This is a genomic window from Pedobacter sp. BG31 (assembly GCF_042464845.1).
GTDB classification, from domain to species: Bacteria; Bacteroidota; Bacteroidia; order Sphingobacteriales; family Sphingobacteriaceae; genus Pedobacter; species Pedobacter suwonensis.
Genome location: NZ_JBHNZK010000009.1, coordinates 130,163 through 155,633 on the forward strand (window position 1 = coordinate 130,163; position 25,471 = coordinate 155,633).

At 37.6% G+C, this 25,471-nt stretch carries 27 protein-coding genes; 11 read left to right on the forward strand and 16 right to left on the reverse strand.

Annotated elements, in window-relative coordinates; translation table 11 throughout:
* Positions 1-159: 159 nt before the first annotated feature.
* Positions 160-651, reverse strand: a complete 492-nt coding sequence (locus ACFE6N_RS13010) for an acyl-CoA thioesterase (RefSeq protein WP_378937077.1) — start codon at positions 649-651, stop codon at positions 160-162.
* A gap of 77 nt (positions 652-728) precedes the next feature.
* Between ACFE6N_RS13010 and ACFE6N_RS13015 the strand changes: the two genes are divergently transcribed.
* Positions 729-1,163 carry an Hsp20/alpha crystallin family protein gene (locus tag ACFE6N_RS13015; protein ID WP_090978936.1) on the forward strand — a complete coding sequence of 145 codons (435 nt, stop codon included), beginning with the start codon at positions 729-731 and terminating at the stop codon, positions 1,161-1,163.
* Positions 1,164-1,527: 364 nt separating this feature from the next.
* A complete protein-coding gene (locus tag ACFE6N_RS13020) occupies positions 1,528-2,844 on the forward strand; it encodes a nicotinamide mononucleotide adenylyltransferase (protein ID WP_378937079.1) in 1,317 nt (438 codons plus the stop codon).
* Positions 2,845-2,847: 3 nt separating this feature from the next.
* On the opposite strand, the gene ACFE6N_RS13025 is transcribed toward ACFE6N_RS13020, so the two are convergent.
* From ACFE6N_RS13025 to ACFE6N_RS13040, 4 genes are all read right to left on the reverse strand, one after another.
* Positions 2,848-3,129, reverse strand: a complete 282-nt coding sequence (locus tag ACFE6N_RS13025; RefSeq protein WP_090978930.1) for a Txe/YoeB family addiction module toxin — start codon at positions 3,127-3,129, stop codon at positions 2,848-2,850.
* Positions 3,111-3,320: a DUF2683 family protein gene (locus ACFE6N_RS13030; RefSeq protein ID WP_090978927.1), complete on the reverse strand. Its 210-nt coding sequence runs from the start codon at positions 3,318-3,320 to the stop codon at positions 3,111-3,113. Before ACFE6N_RS13030 ends, ACFE6N_RS13025 begins: the two co-directional genes overlap by 19 nt.
* Positions 3,321-3,407: 87 nt before the next feature.
* Positions 3,408-4,424: an LD-carboxypeptidase gene (locus tag ACFE6N_RS13035; protein ID WP_378937082.1), complete on the reverse strand. Its 1,017-nt coding sequence runs from the start codon at positions 4,422-4,424 to the stop codon at positions 3,408-3,410.
* Between the two features lie 669 nt (positions 4,425-5,093).
* Positions 5,094-5,255 carry a hypothetical protein gene (locus ACFE6N_RS13040; RefSeq protein ID WP_378937084.1) on the reverse strand — a complete coding sequence of 54 codons (162 nt, stop codon included), beginning with the start codon at positions 5,253-5,255 and terminating at the stop codon, positions 5,094-5,096.
* 315 nt (positions 5,256-5,570) lie between these two features.
* Here ACFE6N_RS13040 and ACFE6N_RS13045 point away from each other — a divergent pair, with 315 nt between their 5' ends.
* A complete protein-coding gene (locus tag ACFE6N_RS13045; RefSeq protein ID WP_378937086.1) occupies positions 5,571-6,869 on the forward strand; it encodes a DEAD/DEAH box helicase in 1,299 nt (432 codons plus the stop codon).
* A gap of 141 nt (positions 6,870-7,010) precedes the next feature.
* On the opposite strand, the gene ACFE6N_RS13050 is transcribed toward ACFE6N_RS13045, so the two are convergent.
* From ACFE6N_RS13050 to ACFE6N_RS13060, 3 genes are all read right to left on the reverse strand, one after another.
* Positions 7,011-8,294, reverse strand: coding sequence for an OmpA family protein (locus ACFE6N_RS13050; protein WP_378937088.1), 1,284 nt, complete (start codon positions 8,292-8,294; stop codon positions 7,011-7,013).
* Positions 8,295-8,675: 381 nt separating this feature from the next.
* Positions 8,676-9,206, reverse strand: coding sequence for an RNA methyltransferase (locus ACFE6N_RS13055; RefSeq protein ID WP_378937090.1), 531 nt, complete (start codon positions 9,204-9,206; stop codon positions 8,676-8,678).
* Between the two features lie 96 nt (positions 9,207-9,302).
* Positions 9,303-10,454, reverse strand: coding sequence for a galactokinase (locus ACFE6N_RS13060; RefSeq protein WP_378937092.1), 1,152 nt, complete (start codon positions 10,452-10,454; stop codon positions 9,303-9,305).
* Between the two features lie 76 nt (positions 10,455-10,530).
* On the opposite strand from ACFE6N_RS13060, the gene ACFE6N_RS13065 reads away from it, so the two are divergent.
* Complete coding sequence (locus ACFE6N_RS13065) at positions 10,531-11,580, forward strand: aldose epimerase family protein (protein WP_378937094.1); 1,050 nt, start codon at positions 10,531-10,533, stop codon at positions 11,578-11,580.
* A gap of 3 nt (positions 11,581-11,583) precedes the next feature.
* Positions 11,584-11,979, forward strand: a complete 396-nt coding sequence (locus ACFE6N_RS13070; RefSeq protein WP_378937096.1) for a DUF1398 domain-containing protein — start codon at positions 11,584-11,586, stop codon at positions 11,977-11,979.
* A 264-nt stretch (positions 11,980-12,243) separates the two neighbouring features.
* Here ACFE6N_RS13070 and ACFE6N_RS13075 read toward each other — a convergent pair whose 3' ends face one another.
* The 4 genes from ACFE6N_RS13075 to ribD all read right to left on the reverse strand — a co-directional run bounded on the left by ACFE6N_RS13075 (position 12,244) and on the right by ribD (position 15,762).
* Positions 12,244-13,104: a nucleoside phosphorylase gene (locus ACFE6N_RS13075; RefSeq protein WP_378937098.1), complete on the reverse strand. Its 861-nt coding sequence runs from the start codon at positions 13,102-13,104 to the stop codon at positions 12,244-12,246.
* Positions 13,105-13,237: 133 nt separating this feature from the next.
* Positions 13,238-13,852: an IMPACT family protein gene (locus ACFE6N_RS13080; protein ID WP_378937100.1), complete on the reverse strand. Its 615-nt coding sequence runs from the start codon at positions 13,850-13,852 to the stop codon at positions 13,238-13,240.
* Complete coding sequence (locus ACFE6N_RS13085; RefSeq protein WP_378937102.1) at positions 13,839-14,708, reverse strand: EamA family transporter; 870 nt, start codon at positions 14,706-14,708, stop codon at positions 13,839-13,841. Before ACFE6N_RS13085 ends, ACFE6N_RS13080 begins: the two co-directional genes overlap by 14 nt.
* 1 nt (position 14,709) lies before the next feature.
* Positions 14,710-15,762, reverse strand: a complete 1,053-nt coding sequence (gene ribD, locus ACFE6N_RS13090) for a bifunctional diaminohydroxyphosphoribosylaminopyrimidine deaminase/5-amino-6-(5-phosphoribosylamino)uracil reductase RibD (RefSeq protein WP_378937104.1) — start codon at positions 15,760-15,762, stop codon at positions 14,710-14,712.
* A gap of 81 nt (positions 15,763-15,843) precedes the next feature.
* Here ribD and prmC point away from each other — a divergent pair, with 81 nt between their 5' ends.
* The gene (gene prmC / locus ACFE6N_RS13095; RefSeq protein ID WP_378937106.1) at positions 15,844-16,740 is read left to right on the forward strand and encodes a peptide chain release factor N(5)-glutamine methyltransferase; all 897 of its coding nucleotides are present in this window, start codon (positions 15,844-15,846) and stop codon (positions 16,738-16,740) included.
* 219 nt (positions 16,741-16,959) lie between these two features.
* Here the strand turns inward: prmC and ACFE6N_RS13100 are convergent, their stop codons facing one another.
* Complete coding sequence (locus ACFE6N_RS13100) at positions 16,960-17,481, reverse strand: hypothetical protein (RefSeq protein ID WP_378937108.1); 522 nt, start codon at positions 17,479-17,481, stop codon at positions 16,960-16,962.
* 18 nt (positions 17,482-17,499) lie between these two features.
* Positions 17,500-18,399: a site-specific tyrosine recombinase XerD gene (xerD, locus tag ACFE6N_RS13105; RefSeq protein WP_378937110.1), complete on the reverse strand. Its 900-nt coding sequence runs from the start codon at positions 18,397-18,399 to the stop codon at positions 17,500-17,502.
* Positions 18,400-18,448: 49 nt separating this feature from the next.
* Between xerD and aroQ the strand changes: the two genes are divergently transcribed.
* Positions 18,449-18,865 carry a type II 3-dehydroquinate dehydratase gene (gene aroQ, locus ACFE6N_RS13110; protein WP_378937171.1) on the forward strand — a complete coding sequence of 139 codons (417 nt, stop codon included), beginning with the start codon at positions 18,449-18,451 and terminating at the stop codon, positions 18,863-18,865.
* Positions 18,866-19,032: 167 nt separating this feature from the next.
* Here the strand turns inward: aroQ and ACFE6N_RS13115 are convergent, their stop codons facing one another.
* Both ACFE6N_RS13115 and ACFE6N_RS13120 read right to left on the reverse strand, forming a co-directional pair.
* Positions 19,033-20,046, reverse strand: a complete 1,014-nt coding sequence (locus ACFE6N_RS13115; RefSeq protein WP_378937112.1) for a glycosyltransferase family 2 protein — start codon at positions 20,044-20,046, stop codon at positions 19,033-19,035.
* Positions 20,043-20,924 (reverse strand): lysophospholipid acyltransferase family protein, encoded by an 882-nt coding sequence (locus ACFE6N_RS13120; RefSeq protein WP_378937114.1) that lies wholly within the window; start codon positions 20,922-20,924, stop codon positions 20,043-20,045. The genes ACFE6N_RS13115 and ACFE6N_RS13120 overlap by 4 nt, the downstream gene beginning before the upstream one ends.
* A gap of 39 nt (positions 20,925-20,963) precedes the next feature.
* On the opposite strand from ACFE6N_RS13120, the gene ACFE6N_RS13125 reads away from it, so the two are divergent.
* The 4 genes from ACFE6N_RS13125 to bioB all read left to right on the forward strand — a co-directional run bounded on the left by ACFE6N_RS13125 (position 20,964) and on the right by bioB (position 25,392).
* A complete protein-coding gene (locus ACFE6N_RS13125; protein WP_145854275.1) occupies positions 20,964-21,575 on the forward strand; it encodes a WbqC family protein in 612 nt (203 codons plus the stop codon).
* 3 nt (positions 21,576-21,578) lie between these two features.
* The gene (gene corA, locus ACFE6N_RS13130) at positions 21,579-22,700 is read left to right on the forward strand and encodes a magnesium/cobalt transporter CorA (RefSeq protein WP_378937118.1); all 1,122 of its coding nucleotides are present in this window, start codon (positions 21,579-21,581) and stop codon (positions 22,698-22,700) included.
* A gap of 252 nt (positions 22,701-22,952) precedes the next feature.
* Positions 22,953-24,302: a magnesium transporter gene (mgtE, locus tag ACFE6N_RS13135; protein WP_090978865.1), complete on the forward strand. Its 1,350-nt coding sequence runs from the start codon at positions 22,953-22,955 to the stop codon at positions 24,300-24,302.
* Positions 24,303-24,390: 88 nt separating this feature from the next.
* A complete protein-coding gene (gene bioB / locus ACFE6N_RS13140; RefSeq protein WP_378937120.1) occupies positions 24,391-25,392 on the forward strand; it encodes a biotin synthase BioB in 1,002 nt (333 codons plus the stop codon).
* Positions 25,393-25,471 lie beyond the last annotated feature (79 nt).

The window sequence follows — 25,471 nt, forward strand, 5'->3', positions numbered from 1 at the left end:
TACGGATTGATGAATAGAACTGAGTTTATAATTCAGTAAAAACAAGTCCAGCATAACGACTACTGATTCATTTCTGTCCGTAGAGTTAAGCACAGCGGCTCTACGGACTCATTAATAAAACTGAGTCTATAACTCAGAGAAACAATTCCAGCACGATGACTATTGACTACTCAATTGCTCAAAACCCAGCATTTTTTGTTTTTCTTCTTCAGGAATTGCCGTAGGTTTACCTGTAGAATATTCCACGGCTATACAAACTGTTTTTCCTTTGCTGCAGATTACTTCTTCACTTCCCTTTAGCTTTACAATCTGGTACTCAAGATCGAAGCTTGTATTACCAATTCTTGATGTTTTCACGTGGATAGCAACCTTATCGTTCATTACGATGGGTAAAATATAGTCTAATTCTGCGTGCGCAATCACTATCCCCGTCTTTTTCCAATTCCATTTAATAATTTCTTCCCAGTATTTAGTTCTGGCGATCTCCAGATAGGTGAAGTAAACAGAATTGTTTACATGCCCCATCATATCAAAATCAACAAAGCGCAGATGAATATTTGTTTTATAATTGAATTTGTCTGAAAAAGCCTTAATTTCTGTCAATTTGTCTTTTGATTTAGATTTATTTTGCCAAAATGTCTTAAAAATCATAAATATCTGGATTGGTATATAAGTTGAATAGAATGAATTATCAATTTAAAAATTAGAAAAAATAAAGAATAAGCGATATGACACTTGTAAATTTTAACAACAGAACCCGTAACACTGCTCCTTACTTTAACAATGTTTTTGACTCATTGTTTAGCGACGCTGTAAGTAAAAACAAAATGGTTGATAAATCACCGAATGTGAATATCCATGAAAATGAGGCAGCGTATGTAATTGAGCTGGCTGCCCCGGGATTGAAAAAAGAAGACTTTCAAATCAATTTAAAAAAAGACACGCTTTCTGTTTGGGCGGAAGTAAAAAAAGATGAAAACCAGGTAGCTAAAGATTTTACCCGTAAAGAATTTGATTACAGCTCATTTGCCAGATCATTTAATTTACCTGATACTGCTGATGGGGATAAAATCACCGCCGAATATAAAGATGGCATTTTATCGATCAACATCAGCAAAAAAGATACAGCGAAATTACAGCACAGAGAAATTGTAGTATCGTAATAAAGCATTCTCGGAAGAGGATTTTCATAATAGTTTAGTTTTTAAGCATTATGAAACCTGCATCAGTAGGGTTAAAGATGAAGTTGATTGGTGGCTGATGCAGATTTCGTAATCATTGAGTTTAGGTTTAGGTTTTATAAGGTTAATGCCGGATGGCATTAACCTTATTTTTTTAATACGGATCGTCCATTTCGACCGAAGTGGAGAAATCTATCTAGTTGACAAAGGAATCGGATTTCTCCATTCTGCAAGATTTCATTCTAAATCGCCGTAGGTGATGGCCGTGGAGTCGTTTAGTATTTAGATCGATTTTAAGTTACATACTTAAAATTAGCTTAACCTCAATTTTTTGTATTTTCGCGGTATGGAAAGAGAAATTCTGGATACGAAACGCAAAGCACTCAAAATAAATCTTGACCCAAGAATCTACGGCACTTTTGCTGAAATTGGTGCCGGACAGGAAGTTTCAAGAAATTTTTTTAATGCCGGAGCAGCTTCTGGAACAGTTGCAAAAACCATGTCGGCCTACGATATGACTTTTAGTGATGCTATTTATGGAGCAGAAGCAAATGGACGGTACGTTAGCCAAAACAGGCTTTTACAGATGCTTGACCATGAATTCGGATTGCTTAATGAACGTTTATCAGGCGAAAAGTATGAAAGCCGCACCTTTTTTGCTTTTGCTGATACCGTAACCACTTTAAATTATAAACGTACCAACGAACCCCACGGCTGGGTTGGAATCAGGTTCCAAAATGAGCCCGGAGGCTTCCCTAATGAAATATTCTTTCATGTCCGTTTGTTAGATACTGATGTAAACATGCAACAGCGTGTGCTGGGTATCATCGGTGTAAACTTGCTTTATGCAGCTTTCTATTATAACCAGGATCCTAAGATCATGGTAGAATCGCTGGCTGACAATTTAACCATCGGATCAGTAGAAATTGATTTGATTTCGGTTAAAGGACCAGCATTTCCTGGAGTAGATAACATCTTACTCAATCTGTACATGATTATGAAAGATTTCTCGGCTGCAGCCATTTTCGATGCTGATGCGCATCCACGACAGGCCAAGGACCTTTTGTACAAGAAAGATATCATGATTTTACGGACTAAATACGGGCAAAAATCATTGCCTAACTTTAACCTGTTTAACAAAGCTACCGAGCAGTTTAAACGTACCAATAAAGTAGAAGAGGGAAATCTTGCTGTAATGATTGAAGTTTTGGCAACCAATGTTTTAACCGATGCACAGGAAACACCTGATGATATCGATTTAGAAACAGTAGCTAAACGTACCCAGGAAATGTGCGATACCGGAAACACGGTGATTGTTTCTAATTTTACCCGTCATAACCGCCTTGCCAAATATCTGGCACGGTGTAAGCCAAAAAGTGTTGGCTTGGCTACAAACATCAACAACTTAAAGTTCGTATTCAATGCTAAAAACTTCAGTGGCGAAAATTATTCGGGTCAACTATTGAGCTACGTAAACGACATGTTTAATACCAATGTGCGGTTATTTGCTTACCCTTTTCTCGACAAAAAAACCAATCAGGTCATTACAACGGAGAATATGCCGATTACACCAGAAGCCAAACCATTGTTCGATTTTCTCTTGATAAACGGTTACATTACTGATATCAAGGATTATAGCGAGGATGAAGTGAAAACGGCTTAGATTTCATTTGTCGCTATAATGGCCTAATGCTGATATTATGGTAACGGTTACTATATTTTCTTCTATTTTATAAATCAACCTGTCTTTACGATTTATCTGCCTTGACCAAAAACCTGATAGATCAAATTTCAATCTTTCAGGTTTTCCGATTCCGATTTCAGGATGTTCAGATAATTCGATAAAAATCTGATTTATTCTTCTAATTGAGGCCTTATCCCCAGATTTGTATTGTATTTCTAGATCTTTCTTAGCTTGTTTTTCAACTTCTATAAAATACTTTCCCATATATTTTTAGGATCTTTAATTCTGGTTGTGTTGCCTTTCTCAGCGCTTGCTGCCCTGGACTTTATTTTAGCTACAAATTCAGGATGATAAGGACTTGCCTCTTCTTTTTGAAAAGATACATCTAAAGCTTTTAGAACAGCCTCAATTGCAGCCGCTTGCTTTTTGTTTTTAGGATGTGCGATGATAGTCATGACCAATACTTTATTATCAAAAATACGAAATTTTAACAGTAATTAGTCGCTATTATAAAGCGAAAACTTATCACTAAGCTTATAGAGTTAAATCGTGCGCAAGGCCGAGCCGTTTTCATTTACCATAAGCGTATGTTTTGCACCACATTTGAGTGCAAAGTTATTGCGTTGGTGACCAACAGGAAAATCAAATGCCACAGGGTAGGTATATTCTTTTACTTTCTCCAGTACGATATCATAAATATTTTTCCCAAATTCTTCGCCTGCATCGTCGGGTTTCACTTTAAACCCACCCACAATCAGTCCCTTCAGGTGTTTAAGTTTGCCGCTACGTTTTAAGTTCCACAACATCCTATCGATGCTGTACAGGTATTCGCCGGTATCTTCTATAAATAAAATTTTATCTTTGGTATCTAAGTCTGATGAGCTGCCGGCAAGTGTTTCAATAATGCTCAGGTTCCCGCCAACCAATATTGCATCCGCATTCCCAAAACGGTTATTGCTATTTACCGGAGCAGTATAACCCAATTCTTCACCGGTCAAAGCATTCTTTATGGAGAGGATTGTTTCTATCTGTATGGGTTCAGCTTTAGCCCAATCATCGGGAAAACTGTTGCACATTTTGGCATGGATCGAAGCAATGCCAAATTTTTTGGCCAGATGGCAATGTAGTACAGTAATATCGCTGAAACCGATAATCCATTTAGGATTTCTTTTAAAAAAAGAAAAATCAAGCTGATCAATAATGCGTATAAAACCATAACCGCCACGTGCACACATAATGGCTTTAATATCGGGATCATTTAGCATTTTCTGGAAATCAGCCAGCCTTTCTTCATCTGTTCCGCCGTAGGTAAAATCACGTTTACCGATGGTTTCGCCTGCCTTAATGTTAAATCCCCAGCCTTGCATCTGCAAAACCGCAGGCTGAATCTGTTCCAGGGTAATGTATCCTGCCGGACTGGTTATTCCGATAGTATCTCCAGGTTTTAAATAGGGTGGGATTTTAAACGCCGAACTTTCGCTTTCCATAGCTAAAGCGCTAAAGGCGGGCAACATCGTACCTGATGCAATAAACGAAGAAAGGAAATGTTTTCTATTCATCTAAAACAGGATAGTGGAATTGATACGGCTAAATATAGAGTTAAAATTAATTGCATAAAAGAAAAGGGATTTATATCCATAAATCCCTTTTTTAAACCAAACAAATTAATCTGTAAAAGATTAGTATAATGTGAATTATATAAGTAACCGCATTTGAAATAAAATGTTTTGAGATTTTAAAAATATTTGCCGTTTAGAACAATACATAAAATCTTTTACTAATTTATGTATTTTGTATGTCTAACAATTTGATTCCTTACCAAATAATTTTAAACCACTATACCTGCTGTATAGCCCTGATGGAAACGGAAATCCTTTTTGGCAAAGACGTGTTGTCTTTTCTTAATTTTCCCAAAAAGATTGAAGTGTACAGCAGGACCAAACCTCTGCCAACAGCACTGAAACTGCGCTTCTAAAAACAACAAATCGCGCTAACTTAATCAAGATCCTTCGTTGCACGGAGGGTAACAGCGTCTAATAAAAAGGAAGGCTATCCATCGCGAATAGCCTTGCTAACAACAAAACAAATATAAGATAACCAAATCTTACCTGATTGAGCAGAATCAGGATAAAGTGCTATGAGATACACTTTGCGGCCTAGTAATGGATTCGAACCACTATAAAGAGTTTATGAAACTCCACCTTCCAATCGGTCAACTGGCCGTGTTTTTACAATTGCTTTAGTGTTAAATAATCTCTTAGCGCTAAAATCTGTTCTTTATTTAAATTATCTTCATCCTGATCAATTGCTAATTTTTCTGCATCGGTTTGCAAAGGATTAAGCAATTGCGGATATTCATCTATAGCAGGGTATTGGAAATAAATCGACATGATTTTTAATATTAATCGTTCAACAATGTAACACTTAGATTTAGACAAATATATAAATTAGTATATAATATCTATAGATTTTGTAGTTATTTATTCAGAAATTAATTTAATTACTTCATTTACAGTAAAATAAAAAACATTACTGTGTATCAAATAGCTATTGAAGTTGGTTTTGAACTAAAAAAGTTACTATTTTGCTGAAATAAGCGAGGTGTAAAGCATATTTTAACAGGCGCTTTTACATCCTTTAAATTCAATTTCATAAAAGCTAATTATTTTAAGGATATTTGCATTTCAAACATTAAAATAGTAATTGTGTCTTTAGATAAATTGAAACTTAGCAAACCACTTGTAGCGGCCATGACGGATGCGGGATTTTTAACACCAAAAGAAATCCAGATCAGAACGATGTCGCGTATTTTGGGTGGTCAGGATGTTATAGCGGTTGGACCAGAGGGCTCAGGAAAAACTACTACTTATGTTTTAGCTACTTTAATGAAGTTGAAATATGCATTTGAGGAGGCGCCAAGAGCATTGATTTTAGTGCCTGACATTGACCATGTAGACCATGTTTTGGAACAATTTAAACTATTGAACCTCAACAATACTTTCAGGATTTTAGGAATTGACAGCCGGGGCACCATTGAAACGCAAATGAATGAGGTTACCGATGGCTGTGATATTATTGTTGCCGTACCGGATCGTGCCCGGGCATTGTATTTAAAGCTAGCTTTAAATACCAATAAAATACAGTTGTTTATAGTAGATAATGCAGAACTTATTGTTAAAAAAGGTCTGCAGTTACCAGTTGTAGAGTTAGCAAACAGCGCCTACAAATCTCAACATGTGGTGTTTACAGAGGTACTGCACGACAAACTTAAACACATGATTGCCCCTTTCATGAAAGATTCGGCAGCAACCATCGAGGTAGACGAGATTGGCGAGAAGCAGGCAGAAGTTTACCATCAGATGCTTTATCAGGTACCCAATTTCAGGACAAAGCTAAATTTATTAACCTTGCTACTAAATGATGCTGAAGTTTTTGATAAGGCTGTGGTTTTTGTTAATACGCGTTTAACCGCACAAACCGTGTATAAAAACTTTAACCAGCATAAAGAGGGCGAAATTAGCATTTACCGTCCGTTGTTTTTTGATGATAGGGGTTTTGATGATATTAACGAATTTAAAAATACCCCAGAGGCCAGGGTATTAATTGTGGCTAATGAGAATTCGGGCGAACTCAATATTGAAGGAATTCCTTTCATTTTTCATTTCGAATTGCCAGAACAAAAAGAAACCTTAATTAAACGTATTGTCAAGCATGGTAATGAAGATGTGGTAGCCATCACTTTTTCTACAGACATTGAATTGATTGAAGTAAAAAAAATCGAGCAGGCTATTGGTCAGAAACTGGAAGTAATGGAGTTACCTGAAGATTTAAAGGTGGTTGATGCTGCTGATAAACCAAAGAAAAAAAAAGGTACTGAGGATGATGAATCGTCTGAAAGGGGTGCAGCGTTTCACGAAAAGAAGGCCAGCAACTTAAAAAATTACAATTATAGTGCAGGCGCTAAAGCTAAAATGACCTATAAGAATAAAAAGGGATTGTCTTAACGAGGGACATCACGTTGAACTTGTTTCAAAGTCTATTCCGCCAATAAAGATCCTGAAACGAGTTCAGGATGGCGATTTCTAATATATAAAAAGCTCCTCAGAAATTAATATGAGGAGCTTTTATTTAACCGTTATTTACGATTAGTATAAAGTAAACTCTACACGACGGTTTTCTTGACGGCCAGCTGCAGTTTTATTTGTTGCAATTGGTTGGTCAGGTCCGTAACCTGTAGCTTCAATTCTAGATGCATTTGCACCTTGAGATACTAAATAAGCTTTAACTGATTCTGCTCTTTCTTTAGATAAACGTAAGTTTAACTCTCTACCACCGGTGTTATCAGTATGGCCAGCTAATTTCAGGCTAAAGTTTTTATCTACCAACAATGCAGCAACCCGGTTTAAAGTAGCATATGATTTAGAACGGATAGTTGATTTTCCTAAATCGAATTCTAAGTTAGAAATTGCATCTTTAACCACTTTACGGTCTTCTTCAGTAATTACCTTAGTTTCTTTAATGATTTCACGTTGAACTTTGATTGGACAACCAGAACCATCAACAACTGTTCCTGAAGGAGTTCCAGGGCATTTATCAAATTTGTTTGCTACACCATCATTATCATCATCAGCTAAATCTTTAGCATATTGCTCTCTATCACGTTGTGCATTTTGTTCAGCAGTTGATAAGGCTCTTCTTAACTCAGCACTTTCTTCAGCACTTTGTTTGCGTAAATCGGCAACCGCGCTGTAGTTTTGTAACTGAGAATTTTCTTTGTTACCTAAAGCAAACTCTAAACCTGCGTGTGCATAAGAAAATCTGCTCTCGTTGTAAGCACTTTTAACTGTTGGAGAGGACTTGATGAAGTTAATGTCGTAGCCTAAGTCGATGTTGATTCCTTTAGCTACACCAAGTTTAAATCCCACACCAGTAGGAATGAACCAACCTTCTCTATCAGTGAAAGCCTGGGTTGATGCAACCTCAGAATCAGATGACATATATCCGGCACCCGCTTTAACATAAGGAATTAAAACTGCGTTCTCAGTATTCAGACTGAAGTTGGCAATATTTAAAACAGCTGTTAATGAACCTGACCAGTTAATGCTATTCTTTTGCTCAATGGTGCTGGCCTGGTTAAGGGTTTTAATCTCACCGCGTAAAAAGTCAGCCTGTAAACCTAACGCTGGTAAAATTTGTTTTTTAACAAAAGCGCCGTAACCGATACTTTTAAACTCTTCAGCTTTAACACTTCCGCCACCTAAAAACGTATTTTGGCTAAGAATACCGCCATGGGCACCAATACTCCAAGTTCTTAATGATTGCTTACCAAACCTTCCCGGAGGCGGAGGTGGTACTTCCTGTGCAAATAATTGTGATGATAATCCTAATAAGGCAACCAACATTGTTGATTTAGTAATTCTAGTATTCATTTTCTTCTATTTTTAAATATTAGTGTCTTAACAGTTTTTTTATCCTACTGTTTTGAACCTAATAAGAAAAAATCTTGCCAAATAGCTTATTTAATACACAATTAGCATATTATCAGATAATTAACATGTTAAATTTATTTCACAAAAAAGTTACGTAACGGCAGTTGCACCATATTTTACTGTACACAATAATATACAATAATGGTTTATGATTAAGATTTATCCTATGAAATTTTATCTAAATGATGGTTTATGGCTTCCCTGCCCAACCTCAGTCTTCGCACCCTGATAGCGAGAAACATTGATAAAATTAATCCAACATCCCATGTGGTGAAGACGGATGGATGTTGAATCGCAAAGCCGCTGAATTGAATCAGGATATTACAATTTTAATTTAGCGAAGAAATCCCAGAATACGATCCCGGCAGAAATGACGATGTTAAACGAATGTTTGGTGCCAAACTGTGGAATTTCAATACATTCATCAATTTTGGCCATTACCTCATCACTAACACCATCAACCTCATTCCCGAATATCAAAGCATACTTTTTCTCGGGATCGGGATTGAAAGTATTCAGCATGGTACTGTTTTCGGCCTGCTCAATGGCCACTATTTCATAACCCAGGTTCCGCAGGGTGTCAACAGCTTGTAGGGTATCAGTGTAATGAATCCAATCAACAGATTGTGTGGCACCTAAGGCCGTTTTTTCAATCTCACGATGGGGTGGTTGTGCGGTGATGCCACAGAGTATTACTTTCTCAAGCGCAAAACCATCTGCAGTACGGAATATAGAACCTACATTGTGCATGCTGCGCACATTATCTAAAACCACCACCACAGGTAACTTTTCCTGTGTTTTAAATGCTTCAATATCCGGACGGTTTAACTCGTCTAATTTTAATTTTCTCATTATTTTTCAAAATGATTTCACAGATGGAAGGATTACACAGATTGGATGTAATATCGAATCTGTATTTACATGTTATGCATCTTGTGGCAATTGTTTTTATAAAATGGATGGTCCGCCACCAATTTCACTGATATAAATTGCAGCTGAATAACCTATTCTTTCAAGATAATAACCAGTTAAGTGTTTAGCAAAATCTTCTTCATAGCCTTTCTCTAAAAGCGCAATGGCACATCCTCCAAATCCTGCACCCGTCATACGCGCGCCAATTACATGATCGTAGCCCGAACAGAAATCTACTACTGTATCTAACTCTTTTCCGCTTACTTCGTATAAGGTACGCAAAGATTCATGAGAAGCATACATTAAGCGGCCAAATGTTGCTAAATCTCCTCCATTTAATGCTTTAGCAGCTAAATGTACACGATCATTCTCCTTAATCACATGTGTAGCCCTGTTTAGTATGGTTTCATCACTGATTAAATGACTGTGCAGGGCAAACTTTTCTGCATTAAGTTCACAAAGGTAGTTGAGCGTAATTTCTTCGTTTAATTGTTTCAGGGCTATTTGGCATTCTGCAACCCGTTCGTTGTACTTTGAATCTGCCAGTTCCCGCGGTTTATTGGTATTAATGATGGCCAGCACATAATTGCCCAGATCAACATCAACCATTTTGTATTTCAAGGTTTCACAATCCAACACAATGGCTTTGTCTTTTTCTCCGAAAGTAACCGCAAATTGATCCATGATGCCCGAATTTAGACCAATAAAATCATTCTCAACACGCTTGGCGATTTTAACAAGCGCTAATTTATCGTAGCCTAAGTTATAATAGGTATTCAGGGCATAAGCAGTGGCTATTTCTATTGAAGCTGAAGATGATAGCCCAGATCCGATTGGAATATTTCCATAAAATAGAAAATCCAGGCCGCTGATATCCTTACCGTCTTTTATAAATTCATTGATTACCCCAATAGGATAATTCGTCCAGGTGCTGCCATTCTTTTCATTAACCGTATTACTGGTTACTACCGTTTCAATATCAAAGTTTAAACTTTTAAACCTGAATTGCCCATCATTGTTCGGGGCAATGGCTACCCAGGTTCCTAAAGAGATGGCGCAGGGCATAACCAAACCGCCATTATAATCGATATGCTCTCCGATCAGATTAACCCGTCCAGGTGTAAAATAAATGGCTTCGGCATTTTTATGGTATTGCTGGGCGAATTTTTCCTGCAGGCTGATGTTCATTGGGTTAAAATATATTTATAAAAAGCATTAATAATGCTATGTTTGTTTTGAAAACAAAAGCCCTAAGTTACAATTTATGAGCGTACAGCAAATACCCACCGGAAAAATTATTGATGGCGATGAAGTTATCGCAATCGAACTCACCAATAGCAAAGGCACTTACGTCAAAATATTTAATTATGGTGCTATTATCAATAAATTTATAGTCACAAATGCCAGGGGTGAAAAGCAGGATATTGTTCTCGGCTTCGATACATTTGATGAATACCTGAGTCCGGGTTATCTGGCAAAATATCCATATTTAGGGGCCATCATTGGCAGATATGCCAATCGTATAAAAAATGGAAGATTCAGTATAGACGGGGAAGACTATCAGTTGCCGCAAAATGCCGGCGATAATACGCTGCACGGTGGCCTTGTAGGTTTTGATAAAAAGATTTGGGATATTATTGAAATCAATGATGGCGCTCAACCTTCGGTTACCTTGCAATATGAAAGCGTGAATGGAGAAGAGGGTTTTCCTGGAAACCTGGTGATTGATCTGACATTCGAACTCACCGAAAATGATGAGTTGATTTTAAGTTATGAAGCAGAAACAGATCAGGCTACCGCCATAAACTTAACTCATCATGGTTATTTTAATCTGGCTCCTAATGGCGGAAGTGTCGAAAATCATAAACAACAGGTTTTTGCTTCACATTATTTAGAGCAGGATGATAATTATTCTGTAACGGGAAACCTTATCGCTGTTGCGGGCACACCTCTGGATTTTACCAAACCTAAAGCAATAGGTCAAGACTGGAATAGGGATGAAGGTTATGATCAGAGTTTTGTTTTGGATAAAATTTATGGCGATTTGTCGCTGGCAAGCAAAACAATTGAAGAAGAAAGCGGTTTAGTATTAAGCGTTTACACCACAGAACCGGTAGCTCATTTATATACTGCGAAATATTTAGATGTAAAGAATGGAAAGGGGGGTAAGGATTACAACAGCTTTGATGCCTTTTGTGTCGAAACCCAGCATCATCCTAATGCAGTTAATATCCCAACATTCCCTAATACGATTTTAAGGCCGGATGAACTGTATACGCAAACAACCATTTACAAAGTTTCATTAAATAAATAATTTATGTTTACTATTGAACATATACAGGCCGCAGCGTCAAAAATCAAATCCGGTTCAGATTTTCCGAAGTTTATAAAGGAAATTAAGGAATTGGGGGTTAAACGGAATGATGTTTACGTCAGCAATGGCTTATCGATCTATTTCGATGATGAAGACAATGCACAGCAGGTAAGTCCTGATGAATATCCAACATTGGTCATTAATGAGGAAGCTTCTGCAGGAAAATTGGAGCACGCTTTAAAAGTACATCAACAAGGTGAAACAGATTACATCAGCTTTTGTAAACAGGCGGCAGACGCGGGTGTAGAAAAATGGGTTACAGACCTGGATGAAATGACCTGTACTTATTTAGATGCCGGGGGAAATGAACTGGTAAAGGAAACTATTCCTACGATTTAGAAATATACAAAGACTATATTTTAAGTAAAAGTGTCATCCTGAGCTTGTCGAAGGATCATGTTTGAAATTCCCTAAAAGCGTTTTGATACTTGGGCAAGCTCAGCACTCGTGGTCAACATCTTTTAGCTGGGAAGACCCTCAAATAAATAACCTTCGGTGAGCTCGAAGAAGGCTCGGTTTACTGCGTAGCTCACAGGTCAGGGGACGCCCGGCCTAATTAAAAATACCTAATCTGATCGAAAAACTAATATTAAACAATAATAACTAAACCCTTTCCAGTACCATTTTAATCGCTTGCTCTACAATTTTATTCGGTTCATTGCTAAATTCAAACTTTACCCTGCTGGCCAAAATAGCATTAATTGACAGTGCTTTATGCCCCAAAACTTTAGCTAAAGCGTAAATACCGGCAGTTTCCATTTCTAAATTAGTAATGCGGTGCTGGTTACGCTGAAAACTGTTAATTAAACCAATGAAATCTGTAACCGAATTTTTTGCCCTTACGATTCTGCCTTGTGGCGCGTAAAAACCCGGGGCAGTAATGGTGATACCGTGAATCATGTCTTTACCAATGGTATGTAGCAGGCCATCATCCGCAGCAGTTAGATAAGGGTTAATATGTTTAAGTTGACCAAAGTGAGTTTTTACGTCATCCAGCAACAGTTGTTCATCAGGAGATAATTGATGAACATAATAATTCATTAAAGCATCCATTCCTAAGCTATACGATGAAGCTAAAATGGTTCCCATCGGGATATCTGGCTGGACCGCACCAGATGTACCTACTCTGATTATATTTAAAGAAGTAAGCGATTTTTTTACTTCACGCGTTTCAAAATCAACATTAACAAGTGCATCCAACTCATTGAAAACGATATCTATATTATCCGTTCCGATTCCTGTTGAGAGTACGGTAACGCGTTTTTTGCCTACATACCCGGTGTGTGTAACAAATTCCCGTTTACCTTTTTTAAATTCTATCTGATCAAAATATTTACTAACCTCGCCAACGCGGTCAGGATCACCAACAGTGATGATCGTTTCGGCAATATCTCCTGGTAAAAGATTGAGGTGATATATGCTGCCGTCAGGATTGATGATTAGGTCGCTTTCTGATATTTTCATATTTGGTTTATTTTATCCCAACAGATTTGGCTTAAACAGATTTATCGCTGTAATATCCAAATCTGCAGCTACTGATTAAGTTCTTTACATGGTATTTTTCACGCAGATTTCGGTGGGCTACTACCTGTGGTGACTAAATGGTGTATAAATATTTTAGCTTGACACCATCAATCTTATCAAATTTACTTAAAACCTGATTAAGTTGTGCTTTTCTCACTTCAAATTTCAAGATGCAATTGATATCAAATTGCTGTGCTAAAATCTGCAGATTTTCTTCTTTGCTTAACTTCATTACATCGTTCATCTGCAGGTATTCAAAGTGAGCTTCATACACATCATTAACCGTTTTGGAAATGACATTTGAAGCTTTAATAGCCTCTATACTAGCATTTTTATAGGCATTAATTAAACCAGGAACGCCCAGTAGGGTGCCGCCAAAATAACGTACCACTACAATGAGTATATTGGTAAGATCTTCAGATAAAAGGCAGTTCAGTATTGGCTTGCCTGCAGTACCGGATGGTTCACCATCATCGCTTACCCTAAAAACCGAACGTTTTGGTGTTAAACGGTAAGCATAACAAAAATGATTGGCTTTAGGATTTGCAGACCGCAGGTTCATTACAATCGGTTTTACTTCTTCCTCGCCACGGATGGGGTAGGCATATGCAATAAATTTGCTCCCCTTATCTCGAAATATACCCTCTGAAGTATTTTCGATTGTTTTATAAGAATCATCGAACAGCATGTTGTGATAAGGTAATGAAGATAACTGCCGCAATGGCCAAAATTATCCCCGCATAATTTAATTTACTCAGTTTTTCTTTAAACACAATCAGCCCGATTAAAGTGCCTACAATAATTACCCCCAAATTCATCGCGGCAAAAACGGTAGATGGATTGTTTGCCAATGCCTTATGCGCTTTCATATAAAAAAGGATATTGCCAAAATTAAACAAGCCTAAAATAAATCCACAAACTACATTTATCAATTGCAGTTTTGTTTTGCCAGCCACCACCATGGCAATTACCAATATCAACGAAACAATAAAGGCCAGACCAAAAACAGTAAAAAGTGAGGTGGTATAGGGTAATTCTTTGTACAGCGCAATTTGTTTAAAGAGCACATCAATGACGCCAAAACCAACAAAAACCATAATAGGATAGAGCAAACTTTCTTTCCCGGTTTTCTGATGATCAGATTTTCGGAGGAATGTTAAAACAATAGCAACGAACCCTATCGCCAGGCCAATAACTTTGAACTGATTAAAATCTTCTCTAAAGAGAAAATAAGCCGCCAGTATCGGAATAAATAGCGATAAACGTTGGGCAATGTCGGTTTTAACGATGCCAAGCTTCTTTACTGATGCGGCAAGAAACAAAAATATCGAAGGCAGTAGAATCGCCAGTGCAATGTAAATGGGCCATGGAGAAGCATAGGTGATCAGCTTAACATCAGGCTTAAAAAAAAGGAAACATAAGCTTAATGCGATAAAGTAATTGACCGTAACGGCTTGAATAACGCTAATCTGGTATCGTTTAGCCAGCTTTAATAAAACAGCTACCGTAACACTGCAGCAAATACTTAAAATAATATAAATCATTTTATCGGATGTCGTTTAAATAGATCGAGAGCTTGTCGTCTCCAACCTGTACAGTTTCTTGAAGGTTTCCACTAATATTTGGAGAAGGTACGCCATCGCTCCAACTGCCGGATGAGGTAAAAATACGTGCTTCGTCCCACAGGTTGGTACTTAAAAACTGACTTAAAATTTTGGCACCACCTTCAATAATAACCGACTGTATATCCATTAGGTAAAGCTGGAAAGCTATTTTTTGCGCCAGATAAAAGTGCATATCTTCCATCTGGATATAATGAATATTATCAACAACATCGGTTTTAATTTCATTAAAAATGATGGTTTTGGCTTCATTATTAAAAATATGATTTGACAGTGGTACCTGCAGATTTTTATCAATTACCAAACGGACAGGATTTTTACCCGGCCACTCGCGGGACGTTAACTGCGGATTATCCATTATCGCGGTCTGCTTGCCAACCAGGATCGCATCCTCTTCACTTCTCCATTGGTGTGCCAGACGTTTAGCCAGGGCACCGCTGATCCATTTCTGATGACCATCCTTTGTAGCGAAATAGCCATTAGCGGTTTCGGCCCATTTTAAAATAATATAAGGTCTTTGTTTTTTTATCCTGGTAAAAAATCTTCTGTTGAAGTAATGACATTCATCATCTAAAATCCCGCTCACCACTTCAATACCTGCATTTTTAAGTCGCTCGATACCTTTGCCGTCAACACCTGAAAAAGGATCCCTATTGCCAATAACTACTTTATTTAGCTGATGTTTTACCAATAAATCAGCACATGGCGGAGTTTTGCCAAAATGTGCACAAGGCTCCAGATTAACATACGCTGTAGCTCGCTTTAATAGATTCCCGGCCTCTTTGCCATAAGCATCAAATACGGCTTTAACCGCATTGGGTTCTGCATGTGCCATTCCATATTCCTGATGATAACCTTCCCCGATAATCTTCCCGTCTGCAACAATCACGCAGCCAACCATGGGATTAGGGCTAACATTCCCTGAAGCTAAGGTAGCCAGATCAAGGCATCGTTTGATATAAAATTCATCACTCATTAGCGCAAAAGTAGTAAAAAAAGCATCACAGGCCGATCAAAAGAGAATGGTTATCGTCGCAAATAAGTAATTTTGTCTGACATGAAAATAGGAGCGCTTGAAGAGCATTATAAATTGGAATTGGTGCCGTTTTACGACAGCGAGGAGGCCAAATGGCTTTTTAGTCTGGCTGCCGAACGGGTTTTAAACCTGTCTCGCAGTAAACTGATGATGGCGAAAGACATGGAAATCAACTTTATCGATCAGCAAAAACTTTTGAGTATCCTGAACGATTTGCAGATCGGAAAACCCATTCAGCATATTTTGGCAGAAGCACATTTTTATGGACTAGTTTTTAAAGTTGATGGAAATGTGTTGATACCCCGGCCAGAAACGGAGGAATTGGTAGATTGGATCATCTCGGTTTGCAGTAAACAGTTTTCAGTTAATGGTTTGGCATCTTCCAAAGCCCAAAGCATACTTGATCTTGGAACCGGATCTGGTTGTATACCTATCGCTCTAAAAAAACATCTGCCATACGCAAAAGTATCTACCCTGGACGTTTCCCCTGAAGCTATCGCAGTCGCCAAACAGAATGCGAGACAAATTGGTGTAGAAATCAATTTTATAGAGGCAGACATTTTACATTTTGAATATGAAGAAAAATTTGATATCATCGTCAGTAACCCTCCATATATCAGATATTTAGAAAAAGAAGACATGCATCACAATGTCTTATTACACGAACCACACCTGGCATTATTTGTAAGTGACGACAACCCGCTGCTATTTTACAAGGCTATTGCAGCATTTGCACAAACAAACCTCAAACCTGGCGGACAACTTTACTTCGAAATAAACGAATATCTTGGTAAAGAAACTATCGAGATGCTGGAAGATAAAGGTTTTATAAATATAGAGTTAAGACAAGACATGCAAGGTAAAGATAGGATGGTAAAAGCAGGGCTTGATGTTAGAGGTGCGATGAAAAATGGATGATGGAATCTAAACCAATAACAATGATCAATTTCTATAGCTATAGGACTCATCCAGAATTCTTAATATCCTCAACTTCTTAATCATAAGGAAGATATCACCAAGTCAGGCGTCCAAAAGTCAAGAAACATAAAGCAGCAAAAACACTCTAATTCAAATTTATGCCGTCGTGCTTAAAAATAATGCAAGGAAAATTAGCTGTTTTAGGTAAGGCTATGATGACTAAACTTTTTTAAAATCCAGCTTTGAATTAGTTAATTCAATGATATTGTTAAATTGTGACTCACTTGTTTCAGATTTGTGCAGCATGAGAAATATTTTTTTGTCAATAAACAATATAAAGAAATCATTGATAACCGAATAATTTGAGAAGGCTCCCCAATTAAAATGAAATCTTTTTTCATTATCAGAATAACAAAATTCATCATTAGTAAATTCGTAAGTATAAATGAAATTCTGTTTCTCATGTTTCTCACTCAGGGCATCCATTTCTCTAAAAAAAAGTGTTCTTAAATTTATAATTCTTAAGATATAATTAAAGGTCAATATGAAAAGTATCATTCCAGCTACCCCATAAAAAGATGAGGATGGTCCTTTATCTGTAATAATTAAAATTATTAATCCCATTGTTAGCATAACATAAATGAGCAATTTTATATAACTCTGCTTATATTCTAATCTAAATTTGAGTTTATTACTTTTAATGAAAATGCTTTTATCAAATGGAACTGTAACTTTAATCATATTTAAATTTGTCTATAATTAAGCCCTTGGATGAAATTGTGTAATCACCTCCCTTAAATAATCCCGATCAATGTGTGTATAAATCTCCGTGGTCGTAATACTCGAGTGACCCAACATTTCCTGAACCGCACGTAAATCAGCACCGCCTTCAATTAAATGAGTCGCGAATGAATGTCTTAACGTATGTGGACTGATCGTCTTTTTTATTCCTGCGGAGATAGCAAGGCTTTTAATAAGGTTAAATATCGAAATACGTGAAAGTTTCGCCCCAAAACGGTTTAGAAAGACAAAATCTTCGTTTCCTTTTTTAATATTGGCATGTACACGAACTTCATTCAGGTAAATATTAATTAGTTTAAGCGCTACACTACCGATGGGTACCAGACGTTCTTTATTTCCTTTCCCAATAACCCTGATAAATTCAATTTTATCAAACACATTTGATATCCTTAATTCGGTTAATTCAGTTACCCTTAAACCACAACCATACAGCACCTCTATAATGGCTTTGTTGCGCATGCCTTCAGGTTTGGAAGCATCTATAGCAGCTATAAGGGCATTAATTTCATAAATATTCAGCGTATCCGGTAATTTTCTACTGAGCTTTGGCGCTTCCAATAATGCTGTTGGATCATTTGAAATCAAATCTTCAATCATTAAATAGGCGAAGAAAGCCTTTAAACCCGATATTACCCTGGCTTGCGTACTCGGCAGCATTCCAAGTTCATTTAACCATGAAATGAAAGATTTTAGATGGGTTATTGTAATTTCATTCAGTTTTGGTTCTGCATTTAACGATTGAAAATACTGGATCAGTTTATTGAGATCGTTGAGATAGGCATCAATTGAATTTCCAGATAATGACCGTTCCAGTTTCAAATACGATTTAAATCCTTTAATATATGATGACCAAAGCATGCTTTTATTTGAGATTTTTTATAACATTGCAACGTTACAACATTATATGATGAAAATACAAATTATTAACGGCCCAAACTTAAATCTATTAGGCGTACGAGAACCGTCTATCTATGGAAATACCAGCATTGAAGATTATATTCAAGAACTAAGAACGGCTTATCCGGATATCGAAATCGAATACTATCAAAGTAATGTTGAGGGTGAGATTATTAATAAATTACATGCGGTTGGTTTTAGTTATGATGGAGTAGTGCTAAATGCTGGCGGTTATACACATACCTCGGTTGCCATTGCAGACGCCATTGCCGCCATTAAAACGCCGGTGGTTGAGGTGCATATTTCTAATATTTACGCCCGTGAAGAATACCGACATGTTTCCTTAACCGGAAAAAACTGCCAGGGGGTGTTAACCGGCTTTGGAATGAAGGGTTACCGCCTGGCAATAGAAAGTTTATTGGTGTAATATAATTTGTTAGTCTTAAAACTATCACAGGTAGCATCAGGTAATATCGGGAAGATCGATTCGTCATTTCGAGCGAAGTGCAACGCAGTCGAGAAATCTTTTAAGCAAGTTTAAATATTTTGCTACTGATGAATATCTGTTCGCTTCACTCGAAAGGACGAAATGCTTTATTTTAATTTCGAAAAATATTGAATTTTCTTTATAAAGAATGCCCAAACAATACTGTTGTTATACACCCCTGTGTGTTTGGTATAATTTTTCTGAAAAGCTGTCCGTTTTTTGCTTGTTTTTAAAAGCGATTTAAGAAAATGCCAGTGGCCTTTGGTCACGGCCATCGTAAATTTTGGTTTTCCGGTCAGTAAAAAATGCCACCAGGCAACAAAATCGATAAACATCCGGATGGTAATCCTAAAAATTGCATCACCTGCCGGGAGGTTTTTTTGCATAATGATCAGGTTATTCCTGAAATTAAGGTAAGTTTTAAAAGGATTTTCAGTTTGTAAAGTTCCGCCGCCTACGTGGTATACTTCAGCGTCCGGACAGTACATGACTTTATAATTGAGGTTTTTTAATCGCCAGCAAAGATCTATTTCTTCCATATGTGCAAAAAGATCGGCGTCCAGTCCTCCGGCCTCTATCCAGCATTTACTTTTGATAAAAAATGCCGCCCCACTTGCCCAAAAAACCTCCCTTGCATCATTGTACTGACCATTGTCAAGCTCATATACATTAAAAAGCCTGCCGCGACAGAAAGGAAACGAATAAATATCAAGATATCCGCCCGCGGCACCTGCATATTCAAATTGTTTTTTGTTTAACTGCCATTTAATTTTAGGCTGTGCCGAAGCAATACGCATATCGCTTTCCATCAAATCAACCACAGGCTTGATCCAATTTGGGGTTACTTCTACGTCAGAATTAAGCAAAACAAAATAATCTGCTTCAACGCGCTCCAAAACTTTGTTGTAGCCTCCCGCAAATCCATAATTCTGGTCGTTCTGAATAATTTTAACAGTTGGAAAGTTTTCTTGTAAAAATAAAACTGAATCGTCGGTCGAAGCATTATCGCCCACAACAATCTGCAGGTTGTCATATTCGGAAAGCAGGATTCCGGGTAAAAACTGCTTTAAATATGCCTTTCCATTCCAGTTTAAAATTACAACAGCTACTGATGGGTTCATTCTTTTTGTTCGGGTTTAAATTTCCAGCGCTTATGGCTCCATAGCCAGTATTGGGGCTGATCTTTTATAATGTTTTCTAAAAATTTAAAGTGCAGGTCAGTAATCCCAAATTCGTGTATGCTTTCCGGATCGAGACACATGGGTATTACTTCTACATGGTAATAACCTTTTTTGACTACACTTACTTTGAAATAATATATCGGTCTTCTGGTCGATTTCGCAATCTTTTCTACGCCTAAAAGTGCAGCTGTGGGTTGATTTAAAAAATCTGTAAAGTATTTGGCTTCCTCCCTGGTGGGCGACTGGTCGCTAGCAAAGCACAATAGGGTAGGTTCGTTTTTATAAGCAGCTATTCCCCGCAGGGTTTGCCTCATGGCAATAAAAACATTACCGAACTTTGTCCTCATGCAGTCAAACCACGTTTCGAAGATTTTATTTTTGATGGGCTTAAAAATAACCAGGGTTTTGGCAGATATGCTTAATCCAAGCGCCAGGGTACCCAATTCCCAGTTTCCGTAATGACCGGTGCAAGCCAGTACGCTTTCTCCGGCTTTAAAATGCGACTCTAATTGTTCCAATCCCGTAAACTTTACCCTTTTTAAAGCTTCCGATTTTGAAATACTCGTCATTTTGATGATTTCAAAAATGAGTTCTGCCAGGTATACAAAGAATTTTTTCTCGATGACTCTTATTTCGGCAGCAGATTTTTCAGGAAAGGATTGCGTCAAATTCTGTCTGACAACTTTTTTTCGATAGCCAATTACGTAATAAAGAAGATAATATAGTAATCTTGCAAAAAAAAACAAAAAGGGCAGGGGGAGCAGCGATAACAGGTACAAAAAAAATACGCCTACATGCGCAATCCCTTTCTTAATCATTATTTTTAAAACGTTTCAGCTACAAACATAAATTTTCAAATGCAAAATACAGCTATACTTCCATTATTTTATCTTCCACCAGTAGGTTATTTTAGTTTATTGCAACAGCTGGGAGAAGATTTTTTAATAGAACAACATGAGCATTTAGCCAAACAGACTTACCGTAACAGGGCCAGCATTTACTCACCTAATGGCAAATTAGATATTACCGTTCCGTTGGTTAAAGGTTCAAAAACACATACAAAAATGAAAGATGTTCGGATAAGTTACGATTTTAACTGGCAACGTTTACATTGGTTAAGCTTAGAAAGCTGTTACCGCAGCTCAGCCTATTTTGAGTTTTATGAAGATGAACTTAATCGTTTCTATACCGATAAATTTGAATTTTTGTTCGATTACAACCTCGAACTTTTAATGTGGCTGAATAAAAAATTAAAACTAAATAAACGCTTTGAACTCACGGGCGAGTATTTTGATAACATCCAGCCTGCACTCGATTTCCGCTCAGCCATGAACCCTAAAAAACCTGAAGATATTGTAAACAATAAACCCTATTATCAGGTTTTTGAAGATAAACATCAATTTTTACCCAACTTAAGTATTGTTGATCTGTTATTTAACCAGGGTCCACAAGCCCGGCTATATTTATAACATATGGGAAAAAGCAAGCCACGTAACCGTCATAAGCACTACAAAGTCCCGGCTCCCGGCACCAGTCCGGGTTTATACGCCATTGATGAAGATGCCTTAAAGCCAGTTATTGTACTGCATGCTTATAACGATAAGAGTTATAAGAAAACAGAACTGGAAAACATCAATAACATCGATAAACTGATCGAAAACAAAGACTTTTTTTACTGGTTTGATATTAAAGGCCTGGCTGACCCCAATATATTTGAAACTCTATATGCTAAATTAGATATCAGCAGGCTTGTACTGGAAGACATTACCAGCTCTTATCAACGTCCTAAACTGGATGAATACGATAACGATAAATACATTTTTTCAGTAAGCAGGCATTTATATTTAAGCGATGAAAATGTGCTCTGTAACGATCAGATTTCTTTTATCTTATCAGAGCGTACATTAATCACTTTCCAGGAAACCTATGCAGATTGTTTTGAGCCGGTAAGGAAACGTTTGGAAATAGGAAAGGGCAACATCCGCATTGGCGGCAGTAGTTACTTAATGTACGCCATCATGGATGTAATTGTAGACAACTATTTTGCACTTCTGAATTTTTGGGGCGAAGAATTAGATGCGATTGAAGACCGGTTATACGACCATCCTGATAGAAGGATCATGTACGATACACAGGCCATTAAAAGATCTTTGATCACCATTAGAAAAGTAACCTGGCCAGAAAGGGATAAATTAAATGACATTATCCGCTCAGACAGTCCATTAATATCCGATCTGACCAAAACCTACATGAAAGATGCTTATGACCATTGCATCCAGATTATCGATTTTATCGAATCTTTAAAGGAGATTGCATCTGCCAATATTGATATGAACTTATCGATTATCAGTAACCGCATGAACGAAATCATGAAGGTGTTGACCATTATTTCGTCAATATTTATTCCGTTAACCTTTATAGCGGGAATTTATGGTATGAATTTCAGCAGAGAGGATCCTCTAACCGGAAAAATATTAAAAGATAATATGCCAGAGTTATATGCTGAACATGGTTATCTGTACACCTGGATTGTTATGGCCGTGATTGCCATTATACAAGTGATTTATTTTTGGCGGAAGGGTTGGTTTAAATAGAACTTGAACAAAAAGTTTCCTCTAGTTTCTCCATTTTGAACGAAATGCAACGCATTCGGGAATTCTATCTATATAGATCTCTCCATTCCGCTGCGTTCCAGTTGAAACGATGACGCCAAAATAGCATTATCATGATTCATGACGTATAAATACATTCAATAGGAAAAATTAAAAGATTAATATAAATTTGAAAGGGTCCTGAAATCAATTGTTAATATTCGTAGCTTTAGGGCATTTTGGTTTAGGTTATAGATGCAGTCATTCGAAATAGATAAAAGCGACGTACTCAAGGTTAAAAATGCAATTTTAGCTGGCGATGAAACTTTAAAAATGGTTTTAGAGGAGTACCATGCCTCCGAAATCGCGATTTTGTTCGAACGTTTGGATAAATCTGAACAGCGGCATATTATAAACCTTCTTCCGGCCGAGATAGCTTCAGAGATTATCTCGGAAATGGATGAGGAATCCCACCCGGAGGAATTACTTTTTGAACTTCACCCCGATAAACGTACAGAGATTGTTGAAGAGCTGGATTATGATGATGCTACAGATATTATTTCGCAACTGGAAGACCATGAGCAGAAAGAAATTCTGGAAGACCTGACCGAAGACCATGCTTCAGAAATCCGAAACCTCTTAACCTACGACGAAAAAACTGCAGGTGGTTTGATGAACACAGAACTGATCTGTGTAAACATTAACCTTACCAAAAAGGATGCTATTGATGAGATTATCCGCCAGAGCGAGGAAATGGAGGAGTTTTATACCATTTATGTAGTGGATGATGAGGAAGCTTTTAAAGGCATTGTTTCCTTAAAAGATATCATTAAGGCAAAACACAATGCCAAAATAACGGAACTGGTTAAAATAGATGCGGTTTATGTCCATCCTAATACAGATCAGGAAGAAGTAGCCAATTTGATTTCACAGTATAACTTAACCAGTATCCCGGTAATAGATGAAAATCAAAAACTGCTTGGCAGGGTAACTTTCGATGATGTGATTGATGTAATGGAAGCGGAAAGTACCGAGGATATCCTGAAAATTTCAGGAGTATCGGAAGATGAGGAATTGAGCGGTAACTGGGTTGAAGCCGTGAAATCACGTTTACCCTGGTTAATTATTAACCTGGGCACGGCTTTCCTTGCTTCTTCAGTAGTACGTTATTTCGACCCCACTATTAAACTGATTCCATCATTAGCGGCGTACATGACCATTATTGCGGGCATGGGCGGAAATGCAGCCACCCAGGCACTTGCGGTAACGGTAAGACGTATATCGCTCTATGACTTGACGGATAAGCAAGCTTACAGAACGGTATTGAAAGAATTTACGGTAGGCTTAATTAACGGTGCAGCTAATGGTTTAATCGTATTTATTTTTGCTTTCTTTTTTGATGGAAACCCAATGCTTGGTCTGGTTATCTTCCTGGCTATGACCGGTAATCTGATTATTGCAGGGATAACAGGTGCAGGTATTCCGCTTATTTTAAAACGTGTAGGTATTGATCCTGCCATTGCATCATCTATAATTATTACTACTTTTACCGATGTTTTTGGATTCCTGTTAATTTTAGGATTGGCCAGCAAACTTTTACTATAAACCAGCAAGACCAGGATTAGGGCAAAACCAAACTGGAATGGCTGTTAATTAATTAAAACAAAAAAATTATCTGCAAAATCTGATCCCGATGCAAACAACAAGACACGATTGGACAAAAGAAGAAATATACGAAATTTATAATAGACCGTTTTTGGATCTGGTTTATGAAGCCGCAACCATTCACCGCGAAAATAAAGATTATAATGAAGTTCAGGTGAGTTCATTAATTTCCATTAAAACCGGTGGCTGTGCAGAAGATTGTAGCTATTGCCCACAGGCGGCCCGCTACCATACTGATTTAGAAGTACAGCCCCTGATGCAGGTAAGCCAGGTAGTTAGCGCTGCTGTTAAAGCCAAAGAGGGCGGAGCATCTCGTTTATGTATGGGTGCTGCCTGGCGCGAAGTACGCGATAACCGCGATTTTGACCGTGTGATTGAAATGGTTAAAGCCGTTAATGACATGGATATGGAAGTTTGCTGCACATTGGGCATGCTTACCGAAAACCAGGCACAGCGCTTAGCTGATGCGGGTTTGTATGCCTATAATCATAATATCGATACTTCTGAAGATGATTACAAGCGGATTATATCTACCAGAACTTATGATGACCGTTTAAATACAATCAAAAATGTAAGGAAAGCTAAACTAACCGTATGTAGTGGCGGTATTATTGGTTTAGGGGAAACAGTAGAAGACCGGGTTTCCATGCTGCAAACCTTATCAAACATGGAAAAACATCCCGAATCAGTACCCGTTAATGCTTTGGTACCGGTAAAAGGAACACCTTTAGCCGATCAGCCACGTGTTCCGATCTGGGATATGGTCAGGATGATTGCAACAGCACGTATTGTAATGCCAAATTCGGTCGTACGTTTATCAGCTGGCAGAAATGAAATGAGTACACTGGAACAGGCTTTTTGCTTTATGGCTGGTGCAAGTTCTATTTTTGCTGGTGATAAGCTATTAACTACACCTAATCCGGCATTTGTTGATGATATGGCCATGTTTGAATTATTAGGATTGAAAACCCGCGATGCGTTTAAAAATGGCAGACCCGCTAATACAAGAATGGAGCCGGAAGCTGTTTAACATAATTCATAAAACATCTGTGCTGTCAGTTGTTTCCAACTCACAATGCAAATAATGCTATAAACAATAAAGTCCCGGA

Coding starts and splice junctions, on each gene's coding strand:
- ACFE6N_RS13010 (WP_378937077.1), bottom strand. CDS start 651: ATGATTTTTAAGACATTTTGGCAAAATAAATCTAAATCAAAAGACAAA.
- ACFE6N_RS13015 (WP_090978936.1), top strand. CDS start 729: ATGACACTTGTAAATTTTAACAACAGAACCCGTAACACTGCTCCTTAC.
- ACFE6N_RS13020 (WP_378937079.1), top strand. CDS start 1,528: ATGGAAAGAGAAATTCTGGATACGAAACGCAAAGCACTCAAAATAAAT.
- ACFE6N_RS13025 (WP_090978930.1), bottom strand. CDS start 3,129: ATGGGAAAGTATTTTATAGAAGTTGAAAAACAAGCTAAGAAAGATCTA.
- ACFE6N_RS13030 (WP_090978927.1), bottom strand. CDS start 3,320: ATGACTATCATCGCACATCCTAAAAACAAAAAGCAAGCGGCTGCAATT.
- ACFE6N_RS13035 (WP_378937082.1), bottom strand. CDS start 4,424: ATGAATAGAAAACATTTCCTTTCTTCGTTTATTGCATCAGGTACGATG.
- ACFE6N_RS13040 (WP_378937084.1), bottom strand. CDS start 5,255: ATGTCGATTTATTTCCAATACCCTGCTATAGATGAATATCCGCAATTG.
- ACFE6N_RS13050 (WP_378937088.1), bottom strand. CDS start 8,294: ATGAATACTAGAATTACTAAATCAACAATGTTGGTTGCCTTATTAGGA.
- ACFE6N_RS13055 (WP_378937090.1), bottom strand. CDS start 9,206: ATGAGAAAATTAAAATTAGACGAGTTAAACCGTCCGGATATTGAAGCA.
- ACFE6N_RS13060 (WP_378937092.1), bottom strand. CDS start 10,454: ATGAACATCAGCCTGCAGGAAAAATTCGCCCAGCAATACCATAAAAAT.
- ACFE6N_RS13065 (WP_378937094.1), top strand. CDS start 10,531: ATGAGCGTACAGCAAATACCCACCGGAAAAATTATTGATGGCGATGAA.
- ACFE6N_RS13070 (WP_378937096.1), top strand. CDS start 11,584: ATGTTTACTATTGAACATATACAGGCCGCAGCGTCAAAAATCAAATCC.
- ACFE6N_RS13075 (WP_378937098.1), bottom strand. CDS start 13,104: ATGAAAATATCAGAAAGCGACCTAATCATCAATCCTGACGGCAGCATA.
- ACFE6N_RS13080 (WP_378937100.1), bottom strand. CDS start 13,852: ATGCTGTTCGATGATTCTTATAAAACAATCGAAAATACTTCAGAGGGT.
- ACFE6N_RS13085 (WP_378937102.1), bottom strand. CDS start 14,708: ATGATTTATATTATTTTAAGTATTTGCTGCAGTGTTACGGTAGCTGTT.
- ribD (WP_378937104.1), bottom strand. CDS start 15,762: ATGAGTGATGAATTTTATATCAAACGATGCCTTGATCTGGCTACCTTA.
- prmC (WP_378937106.1), top strand. CDS start 15,844: ATGAAAATAGGAGCGCTTGAAGAGCATTATAAATTGGAATTGGTGCCG.
- ACFE6N_RS13100 (WP_378937108.1), bottom strand. CDS start 17,481: ATGATTAAAGTTACAGTTCCATTTGATAAAAGCATTTTCATTAAAAGT.
- xerD (WP_378937110.1), bottom strand. CDS start 18,399: ATGCTTTGGTCATCATATATTAAAGGATTTAAATCGTATTTGAAACTG.
- aroQ (WP_378937171.1), top strand. CDS start 18,449: ATGAAAATACAAATTATTAACGGCCCAAACTTAAATCTATTAGGCGTA.
- ACFE6N_RS13115 (WP_378937112.1), bottom strand. CDS start 20,046: ATGAACCCATCAGTAGCTGTTGTAATTTTAAACTGGAATGGAAAGGCA.
- ACFE6N_RS13120 (WP_378937114.1), bottom strand. CDS start 20,924: ATGATTAAGAAAGGGATTGCGCATGTAGGCGTATTTTTTTTGTACCTG.
- ACFE6N_RS13125 (WP_145854275.1), top strand. CDS start 20,964: ATGCAAAATACAGCTATACTTCCATTATTTTATCTTCCACCAGTAGGT.
- corA (WP_378937118.1), top strand. CDS start 21,579: ATGGGAAAAAGCAAGCCACGTAACCGTCATAAGCACTACAAAGTCCCG.
- mgtE (WP_090978865.1), top strand. CDS start 22,953: ATGCAGTCATTCGAAATAGATAAAAGCGACGTACTCAAGGTTAAAAAT.
- bioB (WP_378937120.1), top strand. CDS start 24,391: ATGCAAACAACAAGACACGATTGGACAAAAGAAGAAATATACGAAATT.